Origin of the sequence: Pararhizobium sp. (assembly GCF_965279435.1) — a bacterium.
Classification (GTDB): Bacteria; Pseudomonadota; Alphaproteobacteria; order Rhizobiales; family Rhizobiaceae; genus Pararhizobium.
The window spans coordinates 1,481,345-1,500,267 of sequence record NZ_CBDIHY010000003.1; the positions used below are offsets into that span (position 1 = coordinate 1,481,345).

Annotated in this window: 20 protein-coding genes; 11 read left to right on the plus strand and 9 right to left on the minus strand. The window is 59.7% G+C overall.

The window, feature by feature from the left end; genetic code table 11:
- Positions 1-339: 339 nt before the first annotated feature.
- On the plus strand, positions 340-492 hold the full coding sequence (locus ACQY8Q_RS12590) for an entericidin (RefSeq protein WP_428426883.1): 153 nt from the start codon (positions 340-342) through the stop codon (positions 490-492).
- A gap of 37 nt (positions 493-529) precedes the next feature.
- Here the strand turns inward: ACQY8Q_RS12590 and ACQY8Q_RS12595 are convergent, their stop codons facing one another.
- The 4 genes from ACQY8Q_RS12595 to ACQY8Q_RS12610 form a co-directional block, all read right to left on the minus strand.
- On the minus strand, positions 530-793 hold the full coding sequence (locus tag ACQY8Q_RS12595; protein ID WP_428426884.1) for a DUF2934 domain-containing protein: 264 nt from the start codon (positions 791-793) through the stop codon (positions 530-532).
- A gap of 24 nt (positions 794-817) precedes the next feature.
- Complete coding sequence (locus ACQY8Q_RS12600) at positions 818-1,012, minus strand: hypothetical protein (RefSeq protein WP_428426885.1); 195 nt, start codon at positions 1,010-1,012, stop codon at positions 818-820.
- Positions 1,013-1,129: 117 nt separating this feature from the next.
- Positions 1,130-1,456, minus strand: a complete 327-nt coding sequence (locus ACQY8Q_RS12605; RefSeq protein ID WP_113245540.1) for a hypothetical protein — start codon at positions 1,454-1,456, stop codon at positions 1,130-1,132.
- Positions 1,457-1,572: 116 nt separating this feature from the next.
- The gene (locus ACQY8Q_RS12610; RefSeq protein ID WP_426230831.1) at positions 1,573-1,719 is read right to left on the minus strand and encodes a hypothetical protein; all 147 of its coding nucleotides are present in this window, start codon (positions 1,717-1,719) and stop codon (positions 1,573-1,575) included.
- Between the two features lie 410 nt (positions 1,720-2,129).
- On the opposite strand from ACQY8Q_RS12610, the gene ACQY8Q_RS12615 reads away from it, so the two are divergent.
- The 5 genes from ACQY8Q_RS12615 to ACQY8Q_RS12635 all read left to right on the plus strand — a co-directional run bounded on the left by ACQY8Q_RS12615 (position 2,130) and on the right by ACQY8Q_RS12635 (position 9,535).
- Positions 2,130-4,373: a transglycosylase domain-containing protein gene (locus tag ACQY8Q_RS12615; protein WP_428426886.1), complete on the plus strand. Its 2,244-nt coding sequence runs from the start codon at positions 2,130-2,132 to the stop codon at positions 4,371-4,373.
- Positions 4,374-4,689: 316 nt separating this feature from the next.
- On the plus strand, positions 4,690-6,612 hold the full coding sequence (gene dnaK, locus ACQY8Q_RS12620) for a molecular chaperone DnaK (RefSeq protein ID WP_428426887.1): 1,923 nt from the start codon (positions 4,690-4,692) through the stop codon (positions 6,610-6,612).
- A 170-nt stretch (positions 6,613-6,782) separates the two neighbouring features.
- The gene (gene tnpA, locus ACQY8Q_RS12625; RefSeq protein WP_428426888.1) at positions 6,783-7,217 is read left to right on the plus strand and encodes an IS200/IS605 family transposase; all 435 of its coding nucleotides are present in this window, start codon (positions 6,783-6,785) and stop codon (positions 7,215-7,217) included.
- 338 nt (positions 7,218-7,555) lie between these two features.
- Positions 7,556-8,686 carry a molecular chaperone DnaJ gene (gene dnaJ / locus ACQY8Q_RS12630; protein WP_428426889.1) on the plus strand — a complete coding sequence of 377 codons (1,131 nt, stop codon included), beginning with the start codon at positions 7,556-7,558 and terminating at the stop codon, positions 8,684-8,686.
- 129 nt (positions 8,687-8,815) lie between these two features.
- Positions 8,816-9,535, plus strand: a complete 720-nt coding sequence (locus ACQY8Q_RS12635) for a glutathione S-transferase (RefSeq protein ID WP_428426890.1) — start codon at positions 8,816-8,818, stop codon at positions 9,533-9,535.
- Between the two features lie 6 nt (positions 9,536-9,541).
- On the opposite strand, the gene ACQY8Q_RS12640 is transcribed toward ACQY8Q_RS12635, so the two are convergent.
- The 3 genes from ACQY8Q_RS12640 to ACQY8Q_RS12650 are packed head-to-tail and all read right to left on the minus strand — an operon-like array spanning position 9,542 to position 12,748.
- Entirely contained in the window at positions 9,542-11,083 is a 1,542-nt protein-coding gene (locus ACQY8Q_RS12640; protein ID WP_428426891.1) for a DHA2 family efflux MFS transporter permease subunit, read from the minus strand.
- A 5-nt stretch (positions 11,084-11,088) separates the two neighbouring features.
- Positions 11,089-12,294, minus strand: a complete 1,206-nt coding sequence (locus tag ACQY8Q_RS12645; RefSeq protein WP_428426892.1) for an HlyD family secretion protein — start codon at positions 12,292-12,294, stop codon at positions 11,089-11,091.
- The gene (locus ACQY8Q_RS12650; RefSeq protein WP_428426893.1) at positions 12,287-12,748 is read right to left on the minus strand and encodes a MarR family winged helix-turn-helix transcriptional regulator; all 462 of its coding nucleotides are present in this window, start codon (positions 12,746-12,748) and stop codon (positions 12,287-12,289) included. Before ACQY8Q_RS12650 ends, ACQY8Q_RS12645 begins: the two co-directional genes overlap by 8 nt.
- Positions 12,749-12,974: 226 nt before the next feature.
- Between ACQY8Q_RS12650 and recF the strand changes: the two genes are divergently transcribed.
- Genes recF through ACQY8Q_RS12665 form a run of 3 tightly spaced genes read left to right on the plus strand, consistent with a single transcriptional unit; the run spans position 12,975 to position 15,340 of the window.
- Complete coding sequence (gene recF / locus ACQY8Q_RS12655) at positions 12,975-14,099, plus strand: DNA replication/repair protein RecF (protein WP_428426894.1); 1,125 nt, start codon at positions 12,975-12,977, stop codon at positions 14,097-14,099.
- A gap of 12 nt (positions 14,100-14,111) precedes the next feature.
- A complete protein-coding gene (gene moeB, locus ACQY8Q_RS12660) occupies positions 14,112-14,873 on the plus strand; it encodes a molybdopterin-synthase adenylyltransferase MoeB (RefSeq protein ID WP_428426895.1) in 762 nt (253 codons plus the stop codon).
- Positions 14,870-15,340, plus strand: coding sequence for a GNAT family N-acetyltransferase (locus tag ACQY8Q_RS12665; protein ID WP_428426896.1), 471 nt, complete (start codon positions 14,870-14,872; stop codon positions 15,338-15,340). The genes moeB and ACQY8Q_RS12665 overlap by 4 nt, the downstream gene beginning before the upstream one ends.
- A gap of 4 nt (positions 15,341-15,344) precedes the next feature.
- Here ACQY8Q_RS12665 and ACQY8Q_RS12670 read toward each other — a convergent pair whose 3' ends face one another.
- A complete protein-coding gene (locus ACQY8Q_RS12670; RefSeq protein ID WP_428426897.1) occupies positions 15,345-16,349 on the minus strand; it encodes a 2-hydroxyacid dehydrogenase in 1,005 nt (334 codons plus the stop codon).
- A gap of 197 nt (positions 16,350-16,546) precedes the next feature.
- Between ACQY8Q_RS12670 and ACQY8Q_RS12675 the strand changes: the two genes are divergently transcribed.
- On the plus strand, positions 16,547-17,086 hold the full coding sequence (locus ACQY8Q_RS12675; protein WP_428426898.1) for an SH3 domain-containing protein: 540 nt from the start codon (positions 16,547-16,549) through the stop codon (positions 17,084-17,086).
- A gap of 21 nt (positions 17,087-17,107) precedes the next feature.
- On the opposite strand, the gene ACQY8Q_RS12680 is transcribed toward ACQY8Q_RS12675, so the two are convergent.
- Positions 17,108-18,100 carry an adenosine kinase gene (locus ACQY8Q_RS12680; RefSeq protein WP_428426899.1) on the minus strand — a complete coding sequence of 331 codons (993 nt, stop codon included), beginning with the start codon at positions 18,098-18,100 and terminating at the stop codon, positions 17,108-17,110.
- A gap of 159 nt (positions 18,101-18,259) precedes the next feature.
- Between ACQY8Q_RS12680 and ACQY8Q_RS12685 the strand changes: the two genes are divergently transcribed.
- The gene (locus tag ACQY8Q_RS12685; protein WP_428426900.1) at positions 18,260-18,862 is read left to right on the plus strand and encodes a TetR/AcrR family transcriptional regulator; all 603 of its coding nucleotides are present in this window, start codon (positions 18,260-18,262) and stop codon (positions 18,860-18,862) included.
- Positions 18,863-18,923: the final 61 nt, after the last annotated feature.

The window sequence follows — 18,923 nt, forward strand, 5'->3', positions numbered from 1 at the left end:
AAAGCGTTACGGAAAAGCTTTTGTTCGAATCTGAAGGAAAGTTCGTCCGATTGCGCACAAGTCGCAAAAACCAAAGTCATCTAACAAATATCGACCAAAGCTCAAATAGGTTATCGAGGCCTCTCAGTCAAGTTTTAATATTCATTTTTCGCCTGACGCATTGTTTTTATTGCGTTTTATAAGGCGAAAATCAAGATGGAGACGCACTCTTTTTCGATTCTGCAATAGATATTATCCGCGGGCAACATGATCGTGCTCGGTATTTTTCGGGCTCCCAGTTGATTTATCCAATGGCAGCGTCATGTCCTCTTCATCGCTGTTTTGAGTGGAGGACCGAGAATGTCGAAGTTCGTGATCGCTGCTGTCTGTCTGGCGCTACTTTCGCTCTCCGGATGCGCCAACACCGTGCGGGGCATGAAGCGGGATGGCGTACAGACGAGTCATGCGCTGGATGATGCCACCCACCGCGTTGCGCGTGCCAACGCGAACTGATCGTAGAGATTCAAGGAGGGCCTCGCGACGGGGTCGGCTAAGGCTGTTCGCGCGTCCCGGGTGAGCTTTCGCGCTGATCTGCGTCCTCCATGTCGGTCGCCACAACAAACGCATCGGTGTGTTCGCGGATCGCTTCACGTACGACGCCCGGATTGACGGCATCTCCGCCTTGACTCTCGCCGCCGTCGATTTCGCGTGCAGCCGCTGCCCAGTGGTCTTCATGTTTGCCTTCGGGTGAGCCGTCGTCTTGCCAAAGTTGGTAGGCGCGCTGCCGGATTCTGGTTTCTCTGTCGTTTTCCATTGGTTCTTCCGCCGCGATGAGGGTTTAGTTTTGCAGGCCGTGCGAAACAGGAATGAGCAGCCCGGCAAGGGCTTTCAGGACAGGCTTGCGGCGTGGTTCTTCTGGCTCGTCCCGAAGGTTTCTCAGCATTGCCTGCCGGCGCGCAGAGAGATCGAACGCCTTTTCAGCTTCAGATAGAAGCTCGTCATTTTCCGAATTGAGATGATAAATCTGGCCCATGGCAATCCCCTGTTTGAAGTCCGGATAACCGGATTTGGGGGAAAAAGTTCCGGCGCCTCAAGAAAAAGGCCCCGATAATGGGGCCTTCGAACCTGTCTGCTAATTGCCAGAGCGCGCTTACCAATATCGGCGGCGCGGAGGCTCAGGGTCCTGCCGGGATACGGCACCGAGCAAAAATCCGATCGCCCCGCCGACCAGCAGCGCAAGCGTCAGCGCGCTTCCGGCTGCTGCCGGGTGGTCGCGTGCGGTTTGGGCAATGGCGCTGCCTTCGGTGCGGGCGACACTCGCCGCTTTTCGTGCCACGGGTCCTGCAGCATCAAGCACACTGGATGCCCGGTCACGAACATCGCTATAGGCCTGGGCGCTCTGGGCGCTGACGATTTTGGAAAGGCGCGCCACTTCGGCCCGCAATGATTCAATATCGTTATTGGTTGTTTCTGCCATCTTGGTTCTCCTGTTGCCGCCCAACAAACGAGTTGGCCGGTGGAATGGTTCCCAACAATGGAAAGTCTGTTGTGCGGCACGTCAATTCAGCGGTGCCGCCCACAGGGCATCAAAATTTAAACGCTGACACGCCGCGCATGTTTGTCGGCAGCCTTTTTATCGCCAGCGGCTTGGTCGAGGATGTTGCGGGCGTCTTCAACGGATATCCGGTGTTTCTTTGCAAAAGAGATCGGTTCGTAGGGCTTGTCTGATGGGGTCGACATGGATGGTCTCCTTGGATCGTTGTTTAAGGCCTCTGCAACGATTAACGTCACAAAAGCGGCCATTCCGTCGCAAAACGGTTTAGCAAAAAGGTAACAGGCTGGGTCAGAGAATTAAGGACATGCTTGCCGCATGTTCCAAAAATCTGGCGAGCGGATTTGAGTTGGCCGCGCTGAAGCGATGGAATTGCTTCAGGCACCGCAGTTGGTGCTAGATCATTACATGGCGATTATTTGCACATTTCGCAAGTGCGACGTTGCAGGACTGGAAACCGGCGGTACTCAACGGCTTGAATTTAACGCCCCCTTAAATCGCCGCATTTACACTTCATCGCACGGTGCGAAATCGTGCGTTGCGGACTATGTGCCACCCACGCTCCCCAAACGCCCAGCTGGAGCAGACCCACCCCGACATGGCAGGAAACCGGACATCAGAGCAGAGGATAGAACCTTCCTTCGAGGGTGGACGCGGTCGTGATGACGGCGATCTGCGCATGAATGCCGGTGAACGTGTCAGTGGCGGGGGCAAGAAATCCGGCGGTTCCAAGCCTGGAGCGAAGAAGACCAGCGTGCGAAAAACCCGCAAACGCGGCGGTTCGCGCGGTGGGGGAGGGCTGACCGGCCTGATCCGGTCGCTGGTCTATTGGTGCGTCGTTCTCGGTATCTGGGGCGCCATCGGCGTCGGCGGACTGGTGCTCTATTACGGATCGCGCATGCCAAGCGCCACCACTTGGGCCATTCCGGACCGGCCGCCCAACGTCAAGATCCTGTCTGTCAGCGGTGATATCATCGCCAATCGCGGCGCCACCGGTGGCGAGGCGCTGTCGCTCGAAAATATGTCGCCCTATATCCCGCAGGCGGTCATCGCCATCGAGGACCGGCGCTTCTATTCGCATTTCGGCGTCGATCCGCTCGGCCTGGCGCGGGCAATGCTAACCAATGTCACCACCGGGCGCATGGTGCAGGGCGGTTCGACAATCACCCAGCAGCTGGCCAAGAACCTGTTCCTCTCGCCGGAGCGCACGCTCGAGCGGAAGGTGCAGGAAGTGCTGCTCTCCGTCTGGCTGGAGCAGAAATACACCAAGGACCAGATTCTCGCGATGTATCTGAACCGGGTGTTCTTCGGTTCCAATGCCTATGGCGTCGAAGCGGCCTCGCGGCGCTACTTCAACAAATCCGCCCGGGATGTGAACCTCGGCGAGGCGGCGCTGCTTGCGGGGCTCTTGAAAGCACCGTCGCGGCTGTCTCCGGCGCGCGATCCGAAAGCTGCGGAAGAGCGGGCCCAGGTCGTGCTCGGCGCCATGCGCGAGGAAGGCTTCATTACCGACAGCGAGATCAAGACCGCGATGTCGCAGACACCAACCAAGGCGAAAAGCTTCTGGTCTGGTGCGCAATATTACGTCGCCGACATGGTCATGGACCAGCTGCCGGGCATGGTCGGTGAGATCAGCCAGGATCTGATCGTCGATACGACGCTCGATCTCAATCTGGAAAAGAAGGCTGAGGAAACGCTGGCGGAAAGCCTCGACGCATCCGGACAGAAGCTGGATGTCTCGCAGGCGGCGCTGGTATCGATTGATGGCACCGGGGCCATCCGCGCGCTGGTCGGTGGCCGTGACTATGCCGAAAGCCAGTTCGACCGTGCCGTCAAGGCCAGGCGCCAGCCGGGCTCGGCCTTCAAGCCCTTCGTCTACGCTGCCGCAATGGAAATCGGCCGAACACCGATGTCGATCCGCAATGATGCGCCGGTCAGGATCGGCAATTGGACACCGGAGAATTACGATCAGAAATATCGCGGCGAGGTGACGCTTGCCAATGCGCTTGCCAATTCGCTCAACACTATCGCCGCACAGCTGGTGATGGAGGTCGGGCCGCAGAATGTCATCAAGCTGGCGCGCCGGCTCGGTATCGAATCCGAAATGCAGTCCAACGCCTCAATCGCGCTTGGAACGTCCGAGGTCAGCCTCGTCGAACTGACATCGGCCTATGCCCCGTTCATGAATGGCGGCTTTAAGGCGACGCCGCATGTGATCCGGCGGATTTCGACGGCTGATGGCAAGGTTCTCTATGAAAACACCTATGACAATCCGCCCCGAGTGCTCGATCCCGCTGTTGTCAGCGAGATGAACCAGATGATGGTCGGCGTGATCGATCATGGTACCGGCAAGGCTGCCCAGCTGAAGGGCTGGCAGGCGGCCGGTAAATCGGGCACGACGCAGTCTTTCCGTGATGCACTGTTTGTCGGCTTCACCAGCAATCTGACCACCGGGGTCTGGTTCGGCAACGATGACGGCAAGTCGATGAAGAAGGTCACCGGCGGCGGTCTTCCGGCCAAGGCCTGGCACGATTTCATGATGGCCGCCCACGAAGGCCTGTCGCCTTCGCCGATCTTCGGGACCACCGGCATTCAGCCGACATTCGACGACAATCCGGCAGTCCCGGAGAGCGTCGGTGATGTCATTTCCGGCACGTTCGGTGATGGGGCGGTGGACGAGTTTCCGCAGGCGCCCGTCGCCAATAGACAGGCAGCCGGCAACCAGAATTTCGATCAGCCTGCCCAGGCTGCGAACTCCGGGCTTACACCGCCGGCCGATGTCGGACAAACCACCGGAGGGACGCGTCGAACAACGCTATTTGATCTTCTGACCGGCGGTTGACGATCCCCACTTTCGTTCCTACCTTCTGACATAAGTGAAGATGCGTTGCGGGTTGACGTGCGCGGGCTCCAGAAATCAGGTATGAACGTGAAATGCCGCCGTTCGGGGCAGGTTGAGCTTTCGCTCTTTTTGCCCTGCGGCGCTTTGTTTTTGCGCGTTTTCGCCGTTCAAGATGCCTTGCAGTCCGAAACACTGCTCCTTATATACGCCCCATCACCGTGGCTATCGCCGCGAATATTCCACAGACCATCCCGTTAGGGGCTGTCGCATGAATGCCTGACCGGGTTCTGACAGTCCGCTGCAAGGAGAGAACGACATGGCTAAAGTAATCGGTATTGACTTGGGAACGACCAACTCCTGCGTCTCCGTCATGGACGGTAAGGACGCGAAGGTCATTGAGAATGCGGAAGGTGCACGCACCACGCCGTCGATCGTTGCATTCAACGACGATGGTGAACGTCTGACCGGCCAGCCGGCCAAGCGTCAGGCCGTCACAAATCCGGAAAATACACTGTTTGCGGTCAAGCGCCTGATCGGCCGCCGTTACGACGACAAGTTCGTCGAAAAGGACAAGGCCCTCGTTCCTTACAACATCATCAAGGGCGACAATGGCGACGCATGGGTCGAAGCGCAGGGCAAGGGTTATTCCCCGTCGCAGATCTCCGCCATGATCCTTCAGAAGATGAAGGAAACCGCGGAATCCTATCTCGGTGAAAAGGTCACACAGGCCGTCATCACCGTTCCGGCTTACTTCAACGACGCGCAGCGCCAGGCAACCAAGGATGCCGGCCGCATCGCTGGTCTTGAAGTTCTGCGCATCATCAACGAGCCGACCGCAGCAGCTCTTGCTTACGGCCTCGACAAGAAGGACGGCAAGACCATCGCCGTTTACGACTTGGGTGGCGGTACGTTCGATATCTCGGTTCTGGAAATCGGCGACGGCGTCTTCGAAGTGAAGTCGACCAACGGCGACACCTTCCTCGGCGGTGAAGACTTCGACATGCGTCTGGTCGAATATCTGGCAGCTGAATTCAAGAAGGATCAGGGTATCGATCTGAAGAACGACAAGCTGGCTCTGCAGCGCCTCAAGGAAGCTGCTGAAAAGGCCAAGATCGAACTGTCCTCGTCGCAGCAGACCGAAATCAACCTGCCGTTCATCACGGCGGATGCTACCGGTCCGAAGCATCTGACGATGAAGCTGTCGCGCGCCAAGTTCGAAAGCCTGGTTGACGAGTTGGTTCAGCGTACCGTTGCACCGTGCAAGGCAGCCCTCAAGGATGCCGGCGTTACCGCAGCCGAGATCGACGAAGTCGTTCTGGTCGGTGGCATGAGCCGCATGCCGAAGGTACAGGAAGTCGTCAAGCAGTTGTTCGGCAAGGAGCCACATAAGGGCGTCAACCCGGATGAAGTGGTTGCCATGGGCGCCGCCATTCAGGCCGGCGTTCTGCAGGGCGATGTCAAGGACGTTCTCCTCCTCGACGTGACCCCGCTGTCGCTCGGTATTGAAACGCTGGGTGGCGTGTTCACCCGCCTGATCGAACGCAACACGACGATCCCGACGAAGAAGTCGCAGACTTTCTCGACGGCCGAAGACAGCCAGAATGCCGTGACCATCCGCGTCAGCCAAGGCGAGCGCGAAATGGCCCAGGATAACAAGCTGCTTGGTCAGTTCGACCTGGTCGGCATTCCACCGGCACCGCGTGGCGTTCCGCAGATCGAAGTCACCTTCGATATCGACGCCAACGGCATCGTGCAGGTTTCGGCCAAGGACAAGGGCACCGGCAAGGAACATCAGATCCGGATCCAGGCATCGGGCGGTTTGTCCGACGCGGATATCGAGAAGATGGTCAAGGATGCCGAGGCCAATGCCGAGAACGACAAGAAGCGTCGTGAAGGTGTAGAAGCGAAGAACCAGGCCGAAAGCCTGATTCACTCGTCGGAAAAGTCGCTGAAGGAATTCGGTGATAAGGTCACGGAAGTCGAACGCACTGCGATCTCGGATGCCATCGCATCGCTGAAGTCTTCCGTCGAAGCCTCCGAGCCGGATGCTGAAGACATCAAGACCAAGACTCAGACGCTTCTCGAAGCCTCGATGAAGCTTGGCCAGGCGATGTACGAATCGCAGCAGACTGAAACGGCCCATGCGGATGCAGAGGCCGATGCAGCCCGCGATAGCGATATCGTCGATGCCGACTATGAAGAAGTCAAAGACGAGGACGATCGCAAGAAGTCCGCATAAGCCTTCTTCGAATACCCATCAGATAGCCCGGAGCCGCAAGGTTCCGGGCTTTTTTGCATTCAAAGTAAACCTCCACCTCCGGTGGAGGACTGGACGAGTTCTACACAGTCGTTGAGAGACCTCCTGCTTGAACCATTGGCGTGGCCAAGACAGTCAAATCAGGAGGTTATATGGACGAACAATCGCTATCGCACGCGACTTGGGACTGCAAATATCATGTGGTCTTTGGAAGCAAGTATCGGACGAAGAGGCTTTACGGGGATTTGCGCCGTGAGCTGGGTGAGCACTTCCGCCGGTTGGCGCTGCAGAAAGGTTGCCAGATCGAGGAAGGCCATTTGATGCCGGACCATGTGCACATGCTGATATCGATCTCGCCGAAATACTCGGTGGCGCATATTGTTGGGTTTCTGAAGGGCAAGACAGCTCTTTATGTTGCCAATAAGTACGCCCGCAAGCGGCGCTATAAGGGATATCATTTTTGGGCGCGCGGCTATTACGTCTCGACGACCGGTTACAACGAGCAGGTCGTCAGACAATATATCCGTAATCAGGAAAAGGCCGACAAAGCTTCCGACTTTGCCGACCTCTTCAATCGTAGCTACTAAGCGCTAACAAAACCACTTCTAGTGGTTCAAGCGCAGCGTTTCAAACCTCCACCTCTGGTGGAGGTACTGACTTGTTTCGGGGTCTGTCTGCTCGTCATGGCGCTGAGAAACAACAGAATCGGATTTTTAGCCGTTCACCGGCCGGAACCAGCGTTGCGGCAATGCAAAGGCCAAAGGTAAAGCAACCTGATTCTGCGCTTTTCCGACAAAAAGCGGCCGGGATCGTGTATTGCCTATGGTATCGCGCTTGAAGGTTTACTAAATCCTGTTGCAAGGAAATTTGGCGACCGCCGGGCAGCCGGTTTTGACGCGCCTATTCAACAGGACAATCTGCAAGTATGAAACGTGATCTTTACGAAACGCTCGGCGTTGCGAAAACAGCAGACGAGAAGGAGCTCAAGAGCACTTTCCGCAAACTCGCAATGAAGTATCATCCGGACAAGAACCCTGGCGATGCGGAAGCTGAAAAGACGTTCAAGGAGATCAGCCTCGCCTACGAAGTGCTCAAGGACCCGCAGAAGCGGGCAGCCTATGACCGCTATGGTCATGCAGCGTTTGAACAGGGCGGTATGGGTGGCGGCGGCGCTGGCATGGGCGGTGGTGCGGGCGGCTTCTCCGATATCTTCGAAGACATCTTTGGCGAGATGATGGGCGGCGGGCGGCAGCGGCGCTCGTCTGGCGGCCGCGAGCGCGGCGCCGATCTGCGCTACAATATGGAAATCACACTGGAAGAGGCCTATGCTGGCAAGACGGCGCAGATCCGTGTGCCGACCTCGATCACCTGCGACGTCTGCACCGGCTCGGGCGCCAAGCCCGGCACCAAGCCGACCACCTGCGCCACCTGCCAGGGTTCCGGCCGCGTACGTGCCGCCCAGGGCTTCTTCTCGATCGAGCGCACCTGCCCGACCTGTCAGGGCCGCGGCCAGACGATTGCCGACCCCTGCGGCAAATGCCACGGTCAGGGCCGTATCACCGAAGAACGCTCACTCTCGGTCAACATCCCGGCCGGCATCGAAGACGGCACCCGCATCCGCCTGTCCGGCGAGGGTGAAGCGGGCCTGCGCGGCGGACCTTCCGGCGATCTCTATATCTTCCTCTCGGTCAAGCCGCATGAGTTCTATCAGCGCGACGGTGCCGACCTCTATTGCAGCGTGCCGATCTCGATGACGACGGCAGCCCTTGGCGGCAAGTTCGACGTGGCAACGCTTGACGGCACCAAGTCGCGCGTTTCGGTGCCGGAAGGCACCCAGGCCGGCAAGCAGTTCCGCCTGAAGGCCAAGGGCATGCCGGTGCTGCGCTCCAGCCAGGTCGGCGATCTCTACATCCAGATCCAGATCGAGACGCCGCAGAAGCTCACCAAGCGTCAGCGCGAGCTGCTGAAGGAGTTCGAGGAACTCTCATCGAAGGAAAACAATCCGGAATCGGCGGGCTTCTTCTCCCGCATGAAGGATTTCTTCGACATCGAGTAATCGCCGCAATCGGCGACTGGCCGAACGGATAATCGGCAATATATGATAGCCGGAGGCAGCGATGCCTCCGGCTTTTTTGTCTGCGGCCGCTAACGCAGCCACGCTGTATCCCAACGCGAAAGGTGTACCATGACCTACGAGCTCTATTATTGGGACGGCATCCCCGGCCGGGGTGAGTTCGTTCGTCTGGCGCTGGAACAGGCGGGCGCGGACTATATCGATGTCGCCCGCAACGACGGCGGCATGGCCCGCATGATGGCGATGATGAAGACGAGGACGGCGGGCGTCACGCCACTTGCTCCGCCCTTCCTGAAAGACGGAGACCTCGTCATCTCCCACGCTGCCAATATCCTGCTTTATCTGGGAAACCGGCTCGGTCTCGCACCGGAGGATGAAACTGGGCGGATAACCGCGCATGGGCTACAGCTCAGCATCACCGATTTCGTCGCCGAAATCCACGACACCCATCATCCGATCGGTGTGTCGCTCTACTACGAGGACCAGAAGGACGAAGCACTGCGGCGCTCCGAGAATTTTCGCGAGGAACGGTTGCCGAAATTCCTTGGTTATTTTGAAAGGCAGCTGTCGAAGGACAGCCGAGGGCAGGTGCATGCCTTGGGCGAGGCGCGGACCTATGTCGATCTGTCACTGTTCCACCTCATCGAGGGGCTGCGTTATGCTTTTCCAGCCGAGATGACGGCGGTAGAGCCGGACTATCCGCTTCTTGTTGCGCTCAACGCCCAAGTCCGCGAGCTGCCGCAGATCAAGGCCTATCTGGCCTCGGAACGCCGGCTTGCCTTCAACGAACAGGGCATTTTCCGCTATTACCCGGAGCTCGACCGGCGTTAACGCCGCCTATTCCATGACCGCGCTGTGGTCGATTGCCGGTGGAGCCTTGGGCTTGCGCAGCAGGAAGACCAGCGGCATGACCGCCAGCGACATGATCATCAAGAGCTTGAAGTCGTCCATATAGGCGATGATCGTCGCCTGCAGCGTGATGATGCTGTCGAGCGAGGCGCGCCCCACCGCCGTCATCGGATCGAGCCCAGCCGCCGCCGGTGCCTGGAAAGCATGGTTGAACGGCGTCACATACGAAACGATGGCTTCGTGGTTGGCCTGCGTGTTTTCAATCAGCAGTGCCGAGACGACGGCGATGCCGACGCTGGAGCCGATATTGCGGGAGAGATTGTAGAGCCCGGTGCCGTCGCCGCGCATTTCAGCGGGCAGTGTTGCAAAGGCGATCGTCGTCAGCGGCACGAACAGGAATCCGAGCCCGGCGCCCTGGATGAAACCGACGGAGATGATCGTCCATTGCGAGACATTCGGCGTCCAGCCGATCATGTCGTACATCGCCCAGGCGGTGATCGCCAATCCGATGAACAGTAGAATTCGGGTATCGACCTTGCCGATCAGACGGCCGACGACGAACATGCAGACCATCGTGCCCAGCCCGCGCGGCCCCATGACGATGCCGGCGGTGACGACCGGATAGCCCATCAGCGATTGCAGATAGGGCGTCATCAGCGCCAGCGAGGCCAGATAGGTAACACCGACGACGAAGATGAACAGCATGCTGACGGCAAAGTTCTGGTCGAGGAAAAGGCGCGGATTGATGAAGGATTTTTCCGTCGTCAGCGTATGGATCACCAGCAGATAGAAGGCGCTGGCGCAGACGATGGCTTCGATCAGGATTTCGCCCGAAGAAAACCAGTCGAGCTGGCCGCCGCGATCGAGGAAAAGCTGCAGCGAGGCAATGCCGAGGCTAAGCATGCCGAAGCCGAACCAGTCGAGTTTCGCCTGCGTGTCCAGCTTGGTTTCCTTGACGAAGATACTGATGCCGGCAAAGGCCAGCGCACCGATCGGCACGTTGATGTAGAACACCCAGCGCCAGCTGATATTTTCCGTCAGCCAGCCGCCGATGACCGGGCCGAGCACCGGGCCGACCATGACCGAGACGCCGAACAGCGCCATCGCCGATCCGCGCTCTTCAGCCGAATAGATGTCGAGCAGAATGCCTTGCGACAAAGGCACGAGGGCTGCGCCGAACAGGCCCTGCAGCAGGCGGAAACCGACGATCTGCGGCAGCGATTGGGCGAGGCCGCAAAGCACTGAAGCCGCGACGAAGCCGACGATCGCCACCAGCAAAACGCGCTTGCGGCCGAACTTCGCCGCCAGAAACCCGGACGGCGGCGTCATGATCGCGGCTGCGACGATATAGGAGGTCAGCACCCAGTTGATCTGGTCGGCGCTCGCCGCCACGCTACCCTGAATATAAGGCAGCGCCACATTGGCGATGGTCGTGTCCAAAGCCTGCATGATCACCGCAAGGATAATACAGGCTGTGATGGCGCCGCGATTGGCGACAGGCGTCGTTGCCGCAGATGCAATGCTGCTCATGGCCGTTACTCGTGGGCGTTGGCGGTCGAATGGCCGAGAAGTTTCTGGATCATATCCGGCAGGCCGCGTGCACGGCCGGTATCGACGGCGACGAGCGTGCTCATGCCGACGCGGAGCGGCGGCTTGCCGGCGGTTTCGTCGATCGTCACCCGCATCGGAATGCGCTGCACGACCTTCACCCAGTTACCGGAGGTGTTCTGCGCCGGTAGCAGCGCGAAGCTGGCGCCCGAGGCCGGGCTGACGCTGGCGACCTTGCCCTTCCATTCGACGCCCGGATAGGTATCGACGGTGATGGTCACCGGCTGGCCGGGCTTCACATAGGTGAGCTCGGTTTCCTTCGGATTGGCCGCGATCCACATGTTCCTGGTGGATACCAGCGAGAACGCCTGCTGTGCGGCCTCCAGATAGCTGCCGGGCTGCAGTGCGTTGACGTTGGTGACAACGCCATCAAACGGTGCGCGCACCGTCGTATCGTTCAACTGGCGCTGCGCATCATCAACTGCCGATTTGGCTTCGAGATAGAGCGGGTTCTGTTCGATCGGCTGGTTGGCATCGCCACCGAGCTGCGCCAGCGTCGTTTCGGCCTGGGCCTTGGCCACTGTGACCTTCTGTTTGGCAGCGTCGAGATCGTGCTTGGCCTGGTCATAGGTCGCGTGCGATGCGGCGGCATTGGTGATCAGGGTCTGCTGCCGGTCAAAGGCGGTCTGATAAAACGGAATGTCGGCTTCGACCTGGGCAATCTGCGCCAGCGTCTGGGCATAGCTTGCCTTGAGGTTCAAAAGTTCATTGCGGGAGGCGGCGAGCTTGGCCTGCGCACCTTCCAGCGTAATGCGGAACGAATCCGGCTGCAGCTGGAACAGCAATTGGCCCGTCTTTACCTCCTGGTTCTCCTGAACGCCGACGGAGGCAACAGTCCCGGCGACGTCGGTGGAAACGCCGACCATATCCGCCTGCACATAGGCGTTGTCCGTCTCCATGATCTGGCCACCGGTCACATAGAAATAACCGCCTGCAACAAGCGCGATTGGCAGCAGCGCAAACAGGATCGGCCGCTTCAGGCTGCGGCGGCGGACCGGGGTGATGGCGGGAGCCGGTTCAGCCGGGGCCGGAGGGGCTGTGTTGATCTTTGCCTCGGCCGTCACGCCTTCGGATGTTTCAAGGGCGGTGGCATTGGCATTGGCAGGTACGCGGAGGGAGGATGTGTCAGCCATGGTGGGTTTCTTTATCGGCCGGCTCGCGGCAGGCCTGCAGGAGGTTGGATTTCATCAGGTCGAGAATGGTGACGAGTTTTTCACGGTCCTCGTCGGGTATGTCTTGCAAAGCTTCGGAACGTGTCGCGTCACCGATGGCGCGCATGTCGGACAAAAGTCCGCGGGCAAGTTCGGTGGTGTAGAGAAGCGAAATACGGCGGTCGGTCTCGTGGCGCCGCCGCTCGACGAAGCCGCGGTCCACAAGCTTGTCGAGCACCCGCATCAGTGTGATCGGTTCGACTTCCAACAGTTCGGCGAGGCCGCTCTGATGAATGCCTTCATTGCGGGCCAGATAGGCGATCGTCTGCCACTGCGATCGCGTCAGGCCCATGTGTTTTGCGCGTTGCTCGAAACGCTTGCGCAGCAGCCGGGCGACGTCGTGAAGCAGAAAACCCAAGGTAGGGGTAAGGTTCATGGAAGGAGTGCCATATCATTAGCATACATAAGATAAGCAATCTTATTTGAATGTTCGAACCTGCGCAACTAGACATGTGTGCGTTGTGGCATTCTGCTGTCACATCTCGGTGAATGCGCCGCCCTGTGCCCGCCCACCGCCTGCTGTTTGATACGCACCGATGTTCCGCCTTGCCATCGGCCTCCTCTCGGCTTAGCTCTCACCCCGACACACAACCGGATTCCCCATGCCGCACAAGGTTTCGCTTTCCCGACTGAAGCTCAGTGATTTCCGCAATTATGCGGGGCTGTCGCTCGACCTCGACACCCGCCATGTGGTGCTGACCGGCGAGAACGGTGCGGGCAAGACCAACCTGATGGAAGCGGTCTCCTTCCTGTCGCCCGGACGTGGGCTGCGCCGCGCCGCCTATGCCGATGTGGCGCGGGTCGGTGCTGAAACCGGCTTCTCGGTGTTTGCAGAGCTTGAGGGCATGGACGGCACGGTCGAGATCGGCACGGGCACGGCAGGCGCTGAGGAAGGCCAGACACGACGCCTCCGGTTGAACGGGACGACAGTCAAGACGGTCGACGAATTGCTCGATCATTTGCGCGTGCTCTGGCTGACACCGGCCATGGACGGCCTGTTCACCGGCGGCTCTGGTGACCGCCGCCGCTTTCTCGACCGGCTTGTACTGTCGCTCGATCCCGAACACGGCCGCCGCGCCACCGACTATGAACGCGCCATGCGCAGCCGCAACAAGCTGTTGTCGGAAGGGCGCCCTGATCCGGTCTGGCTGACGGGGCTTGAGCGGCAGATGGCCGAACTGGGCATCTCGATGGCCTTGGCGCGGCAGGAGATGCTCGGGCTTCTAGCGGGGCTGGTCGATAAGAACCACGAAGGCGGCGTGTTTCCGGCTGCGGACCTGGCACTGTCCGGTTTTCTCGATGGCGAATGGCATCGCCCGGCCTTCGATCTGGAAGAACAATATCTGGAAATGATGAGGGCTGGCCGTTACCGCGATGCCGCCGCCGGCCGCACGCTGGATGGCCCGCACCGCAGCGATCTGTTGATCCGCCACCGTGCCAAGAATATGGAAGCAGCCCGCTGCTCGACAGGCGAACAGAAGGCGCTGCTGGTCGGGTTAATCCTCGCCCATGCCCGCCTGGTCGGCAACATGACCGGTCACGCGCCGGTGCTGCTGCTCGACGAAATCGCGGCCCATCTTGACGAGGGCAGACGGGCGGCGCTGTTTGATCTGGTCGACGATCTCGGCGGTCAGGCCTTCATGACCGGCACGGACCAGTCGATGTTTTCGGCCCTTGGCGACCGCGCACGTTATCTCACCGTTGCCAACGGCACCGTTTCCGGGTGAGAGTTCGATATCATGAGCAAGCAACCTCTGAACTCCGAAGAAATCCAGCGGTATGCCCGCCACATCATCCTGCCGGAAATCGGCGGGGCCGGGCAGCAGGCGCTGAAGACGGCGCGTGTGCTGGTCATCGGTGCCGGCGGGCTTGGTGCGCCGGTCCTGCAATATCTCGCAGCCGCCGGTGTCGGCACGCTGGGCATTGTTGATGACGACACGGTATCGCTGTCGAACCTGCAGCGCCAGATCATTCACGGCACACCGGATATCGGCCGGGTGAAAGCCGACAGCGCCATGGATGCACTCCAGCGGATCAACCCACATGTGACGGTGATCCGGCATGTGGAGCGGCTGGACGTGGCCAATGCCGATGCACTGCTGTCCGCCTATGACATCGTTGTCGATGGATCCGACAATTTCGCCACCCGCTATCTCACTGCTGATACAGCAGAGCGCCTGGAAATCACCTTGGTAACCGCCGCCGTCGGCCGTTTCGATGGCTCTCTGACGGTGCTTCAGCCGTGGAAAACGGCCGCAGACGGCCGCCAGAACCCGGGCTACCGTGATCTCTTTCCAGAACCACCTCCGCCGGGTGTCGTTCCGTCCTGCGCCGAGGCCGGTATCGTCGGTGCGCTGACCGGCGTGCTTGGTACATTGCAGGCTATGGAGGTCATCAAGATCATCACCGGCGCCGGTGAACCGCTGATCGGCCGCCTGCTGATGTATGACGGGCTTGCCGCACGGTTCGAGACGATCAAGTACAGCCGGAGAACGCGGTGAACCTCGTGCCGATCGATGAAACGTTCGGCGATTGGGACGCGCTTCTGGCGCTCATCCTCTCCTCCTTTGCCTATATGCAGCCCCGCATCGATCCGTCATCGTCTGCGTTACTGCTGACGCTGCCATCGCTGATCGAAAAGGCGAGGGTTGAGAAAGCCTATGCGGCTATCGAGAGCGGCCGGTTGCTGGGCTGCATCTTCTGCAAGCCGGAGCCGCCGGATTGTCTCTATATCGGCAAGCTTGCCGTCGCCCCGGATGCGCAAGGCAAGGGTGTCGGGCGGCTATTGCTGCAGGCGGCCGAGGCCCAGGCTACCGTATATGGATTGTCCTGCCTGCGCCTCGAAACACGGATAGAGCTTACGGAAAACCACCTTGTCTTCGCGAGGTTGGGCTTTGTCCGCACTGCGGAAGGCTGCCATCCCGGTTTTGCCCGTCCGACCTTCGTCGAGATGCGCAAAACGCTCTGAGGGATCAATCCCGGCCGGGCAGGACGCGATCCGGCGGCCGGTGGCCGTCAAAGAAGGTGCGGATGTTGATCACCACCTTGTCGCCCATGTCGATGCGGCCCTCGAGCGTCGCCGAACTCATGTGCGGCAACAGCACGACCTTGCCCTCGCTGGCAAGCTTGACGAGCTTCGGGTTGACGGCCGGTTCGTTCTCGAACACGTCGAGCCCAGCACCGGCGATCTTGCCTTCACGCAGGCATTTGATCAACGCAACCTCATCGACGATACCGCCGCGGGCCGTGTTGACGATGTAGCTGGTCGGCTGCATCAGTGCCAGCCGCCGGGCCGAAAGCAGGTGGTAGGTCGCCGGTGTGGAGGGGCAATTGACCGAGACGATATCGACGCGGGCGAGCATCTGATCGAGGCTGTCCCAATAGGTGGCTTCGAGCTTTTCCTCGGTCTCGGTGCTGACACGATGTCGGTTGTGATAGTGGATCGACAGCCCGAATGCCTTGGCGCGGCGGGCAACGGCCGTGCCGATCCGACCCATGCCGACAATGCCGATGCGCTTGCCGGAAATGCGGCGGCCGAGCATCCAGGTCGGCGACCATCCGGCCCATTCCTCTTTCCTGTCGGTGAGGATCCGCGATCCCTCGGCCAGACGACGGGGCACGGCAAGAATGAGCGCCAGCGTCATGTCGGCCGTGTCTTCGGTCAAAACGTTCGGCGTGTTGGTGACGGTTATGCCGTGGCGCGCTGCCGCATCGACATCGATATGGTCGACACCGTTTGAAAAGCTGGCAATCAGTTTGAGCTGCGGCCCGGCCTGCTCGATCAGCGCCGCGTCAATCCGGTCGGTGAGGGTCGGAACCAGAACGTCAGCCCGCTTCACTGCCGCCACAAGCTCGGGCTGCGTGCGCGGGGTATCGTCGATGTTCAGCTCCGCGTCGAACAGTTCGCGCATGCGCGTCTCGACGATATCCGGCAGTTTACGGGTGATATAGACCTTGGGTTTTTTCTTCGCGGTCATCGCTGCCTGCTTCGCCTTGTTGACGGGTTTTTAACCAAGATGAGTGATCGTTCTCCCTGCAGTTCCATTTTCTACCAGACCCGGTGGGGAAGACAAACAAAACTCGAGATGTTCCCAGACGATTTGCTTGTCTTCGACGGGGTTGGTCAGAGATTTAACTGCAAGCTTCTGAATCTTTTTGGAAAATGGATTTCGTCATGCGTCAGTTCCTTTCCAGGCTCGCTTTCGCCACCGCAGTTACCCTGTCACTCGTCGCGATCGAGGCAGCACCGGCCTTTGCCCAGGCGGCCAAGGGCGCCAGCGGCCTGCCGCTGCCGCGCTTCGTCAGCCTGAAATCCAAGAGCGTCAATCTGCGTGTTGGTCCAAGCGTCGATTACGCGGTTGCCTGGCGTTACCTCAGGTCAGGCGTGCCGGTCGAGGTGACCCAGGAATATGACAACTGGCGCAAGATCCGCGATGCTGATGGCACCGAAGGCTGGGTCAACCAGGCGCTGCTCTCGGGTGACCGGACGGCGGTTGCCGCCCCATGGATGCGCGGCAAGGGCGAGGGCGTGTTCGTCAACATGCGCCGCGACCCGCAGGCGGGCGGCGCAATCATTGCACGCATCGAGCCGGGCGTCGTCGTCCATGTCGGCGAGTGCAACGGCGAATGGTGCCGCGCCGAAGCGCAAGGCAGCGATGGCTGGATTTCACAGGGCGAAATCTGGGGCGCCTATCCGGGCGAAGCGTTCAAATAGGATTTATCGTGAGAGAGCCGGTCAGAGTAGACCGGCTTCCTTTGCTGCTGCAGACAGCGAGATCATCGGGCGTGGACCGATCTGTTCGATGACGATGCCGGCCGCAAGGCTGCCGAGCTTGCCGCAATCGGCCAATGTCCGGCCCGTCGTGTAACCATGCAGGAAACCGGCAGCATAGAGATCGCCCGCACCCGTCGTATCGACAACGCGGCTGACCGTCGTTGCTTCGACCTTGACCCGCTCATTGCCCTTGACGACGATCGAACCCTCTTCGCTCAACGTCACTGCGGCCAGCTTGCAATCCTTGGAAATCATCGACAGAGCGTGCTCGAAGTCTTCCGTCTCGTACAGTGCCAGGGCCTCGGCGCGGTTGGCAAAGACAATATCGACGGTGCCGGAGCGCATCAAATCAAGGAATTCGGCCCGGTAGCGATGGACGCAGAAACTGTCGGACAGGGTCATTGCCACTTCGCGGCCGTTTTCATGGGCAATGCGGGCACATTCGCGGATGGCATCCTTGGCCAGCGGCGGGTCCCACAGATAGCCCTCGAAATAGGTGACGGCCGCTTCGGCGACCACGGACGGTTCGACATCGTCCGGTCCGAGTTCGACGCAGGCGCCGAGATAGGTATTCATTGAGCGCTCGCCGTCTTCGGTGACGAAGATCATCGAGCGGGCGGTCGGCGGAAGATCGTCGAGCGGCCTGGTCTCGAAATGCACGCCCTGGGCGCGGATGTCATGGGTGAAGATCTCGCCCAGCTGGTCGTTGGCGACCTTGCCGAAATAGGCTGCCCGGCCGCCCAGACTGGCAATGCCCGCCGCCGTATTGCCGGCGCTGCCGCCGGACGCTTCCAGTGCCGGTCCCATGCGCGAATAAAGCAGTTCCGCTCTATCGGCATCGATCAGGTTCATCGCGCTCTTGATGATGCCGTTGTGGACAAGGAATGCGTCGTCGCAGCGCGCAATGATATCCACAATCGCATTGCCGATCGTGAGCACGTCGAATTTTGTCATCCGGAAACCGCCTGGATTGTTTGTGTCAGTCGGTGTCCGGTAATAGCGGATTTCCGGCAGTTTGGAAGCGGAAAGCGAAAAACGGCGGTTACACGCAAATTTTACTTGATATAGGAAACGATCATTTCCTATATGGCGCGCATGGAAACCACAGCTGAAATGCAACAGGACCAACGCCCGCGCGGTCGCCCCCGGGAGTTCGACATCGATGCCGCACTTGAAAGGGCTATCGATGTTTTCTCGGTGCACGGTTATCACGGTACGTCCATTGCCGATCTTGCCGATGCAATGCAGTTGACGCCTGGCAGCATCTACAAGGCCTTCAAGGACAAGCGCGGCATTCTGCTCGCCGCCTTCGACCGCTACCGGGTTTTGCGCGGCACCAAGCTCAAAGCAGCGATTGCGCCCTTTCCTCTCGGGCGCGACAAGATCAGCGCCGCCCTGCAATTTTACGCCGAAGCTGCCCATGGCGAATTTGGTCAACGGGGTTGCCTGGTCATAACAACGGCAGCGGAATTGGCCGCTTCCGATCCGGTTGCCGCCGAACGCGTCACTGTCGCGCACGCGACCAATGAAGCCATCATGAAGGACTGCATTCTGCTTGGCCAGTCGGATGGATCGGTGTCCACGCGCATCGATGCGGCCGATACCGCCCGCGCGCTGCTGTGCCTGTTGCAGGGCATGCGCATCGTCGGGAAAACCGGCCGCAACCGCGCTGAGATGACGGCGGTCGCCGATGTGGCGATGCGGCTGCTCGGCTGATCATTTAGAATTTCATTAGATATGGATTTGGAGACGACTGTGACCAGTATTGCAAGCCCGG

Bases quoted from the DNA above. Each gene is read 5' to 3' on its own strand.
- ACQY8Q_RS12605 (WP_113245540.1), bottom strand. From the start codon at position 1,456: ATGGCAGAAACAACCAATAACGATATTGAATCATTGCGGGCCGAAGTG.
- ACQY8Q_RS12595 (WP_428426884.1), bottom strand. From the start codon at position 793: ATGGAAAACGACAGAGAAACCAGAATCCGGCAGCGCGCCTACCAACTT.
- ACQY8Q_RS12640 (WP_428426891.1), bottom strand. From the start codon at position 11,083: ATGAGCAGCATTGCATCTGCGGCAACGACGCCTGTCGCCAATCGCGGC.
- ACQY8Q_RS12615 (WP_428426886.1), top strand. From the start codon at position 2,130: ATGGCAGGAAACCGGACATCAGAGCAGAGGATAGAACCTTCCTTCGAG.
- ACQY8Q_RS12610 (WP_426230831.1), bottom strand. From the start codon at position 1,719: ATGTCGACCCCATCAGACAAGCCCTACGAACCGATCTCTTTTGCAAAG.
- ACQY8Q_RS12645 (WP_428426892.1), bottom strand. From the start codon at position 12,294: ATGGCTGACACATCCTCCCTCCGCGTACCTGCCAATGCCAATGCCACC.
- ACQY8Q_RS12685 (WP_428426900.1), top strand. From the start codon at position 18,260: ATGCAACAGGACCAACGCCCGCGCGGTCGCCCCCGGGAGTTCGACATC.
- ACQY8Q_RS12650 (WP_428426893.1), bottom strand. From the start codon at position 12,748: ATGAACCTTACCCCTACCTTGGGTTTTCTGCTTCACGACGTCGCCCGG.
- tnpA (WP_428426888.1), top strand. From the start codon at position 6,783: ATGGACGAACAATCGCTATCGCACGCGACTTGGGACTGCAAATATCAT.
- dnaK (WP_428426887.1), top strand. From the start codon at position 4,690: ATGGCTAAAGTAATCGGTATTGACTTGGGAACGACCAACTCCTGCGTC.
- recF (WP_428426894.1), top strand. From the start codon at position 12,975: ATGCCGCACAAGGTTTCGCTTTCCCGACTGAAGCTCAGTGATTTCCGC.
- ACQY8Q_RS12675 (WP_428426898.1), top strand. From the start codon at position 16,547: ATGCGTCAGTTCCTTTCCAGGCTCGCTTTCGCCACCGCAGTTACCCTG.
- ACQY8Q_RS12635 (WP_428426890.1), top strand. From the start codon at position 8,816: ATGACCTACGAGCTCTATTATTGGGACGGCATCCCCGGCCGGGGTGAG.
- ACQY8Q_RS12680 (WP_428426899.1), bottom strand. From the start codon at position 18,100: ATGACAAAATTCGACGTGCTCACGATCGGCAATGCGATTGTGGATATC.
- ACQY8Q_RS12600 (WP_428426885.1), bottom strand. From the start codon at position 1,012: ATGGGCCAGATTTATCATCTCAATTCGGAAAATGACGAGCTTCTATCT.
- ACQY8Q_RS12670 (WP_428426897.1), bottom strand. From the start codon at position 16,349: ATGACCGCGAAGAAAAAACCCAAGGTCTATATCACCCGTAAACTGCCG.
- dnaJ (WP_428426889.1), top strand. From the start codon at position 7,556: ATGAAACGTGATCTTTACGAAACGCTCGGCGTTGCGAAAACAGCAGAC.
- moeB (WP_428426895.1), top strand. From the start codon at position 14,112: ATGAGCAAGCAACCTCTGAACTCCGAAGAAATCCAGCGGTATGCCCGC.
- ACQY8Q_RS12590 (WP_428426883.1), top strand. From the start codon at position 340: ATGTCGAAGTTCGTGATCGCTGCTGTCTGTCTGGCGCTACTTTCGCTC.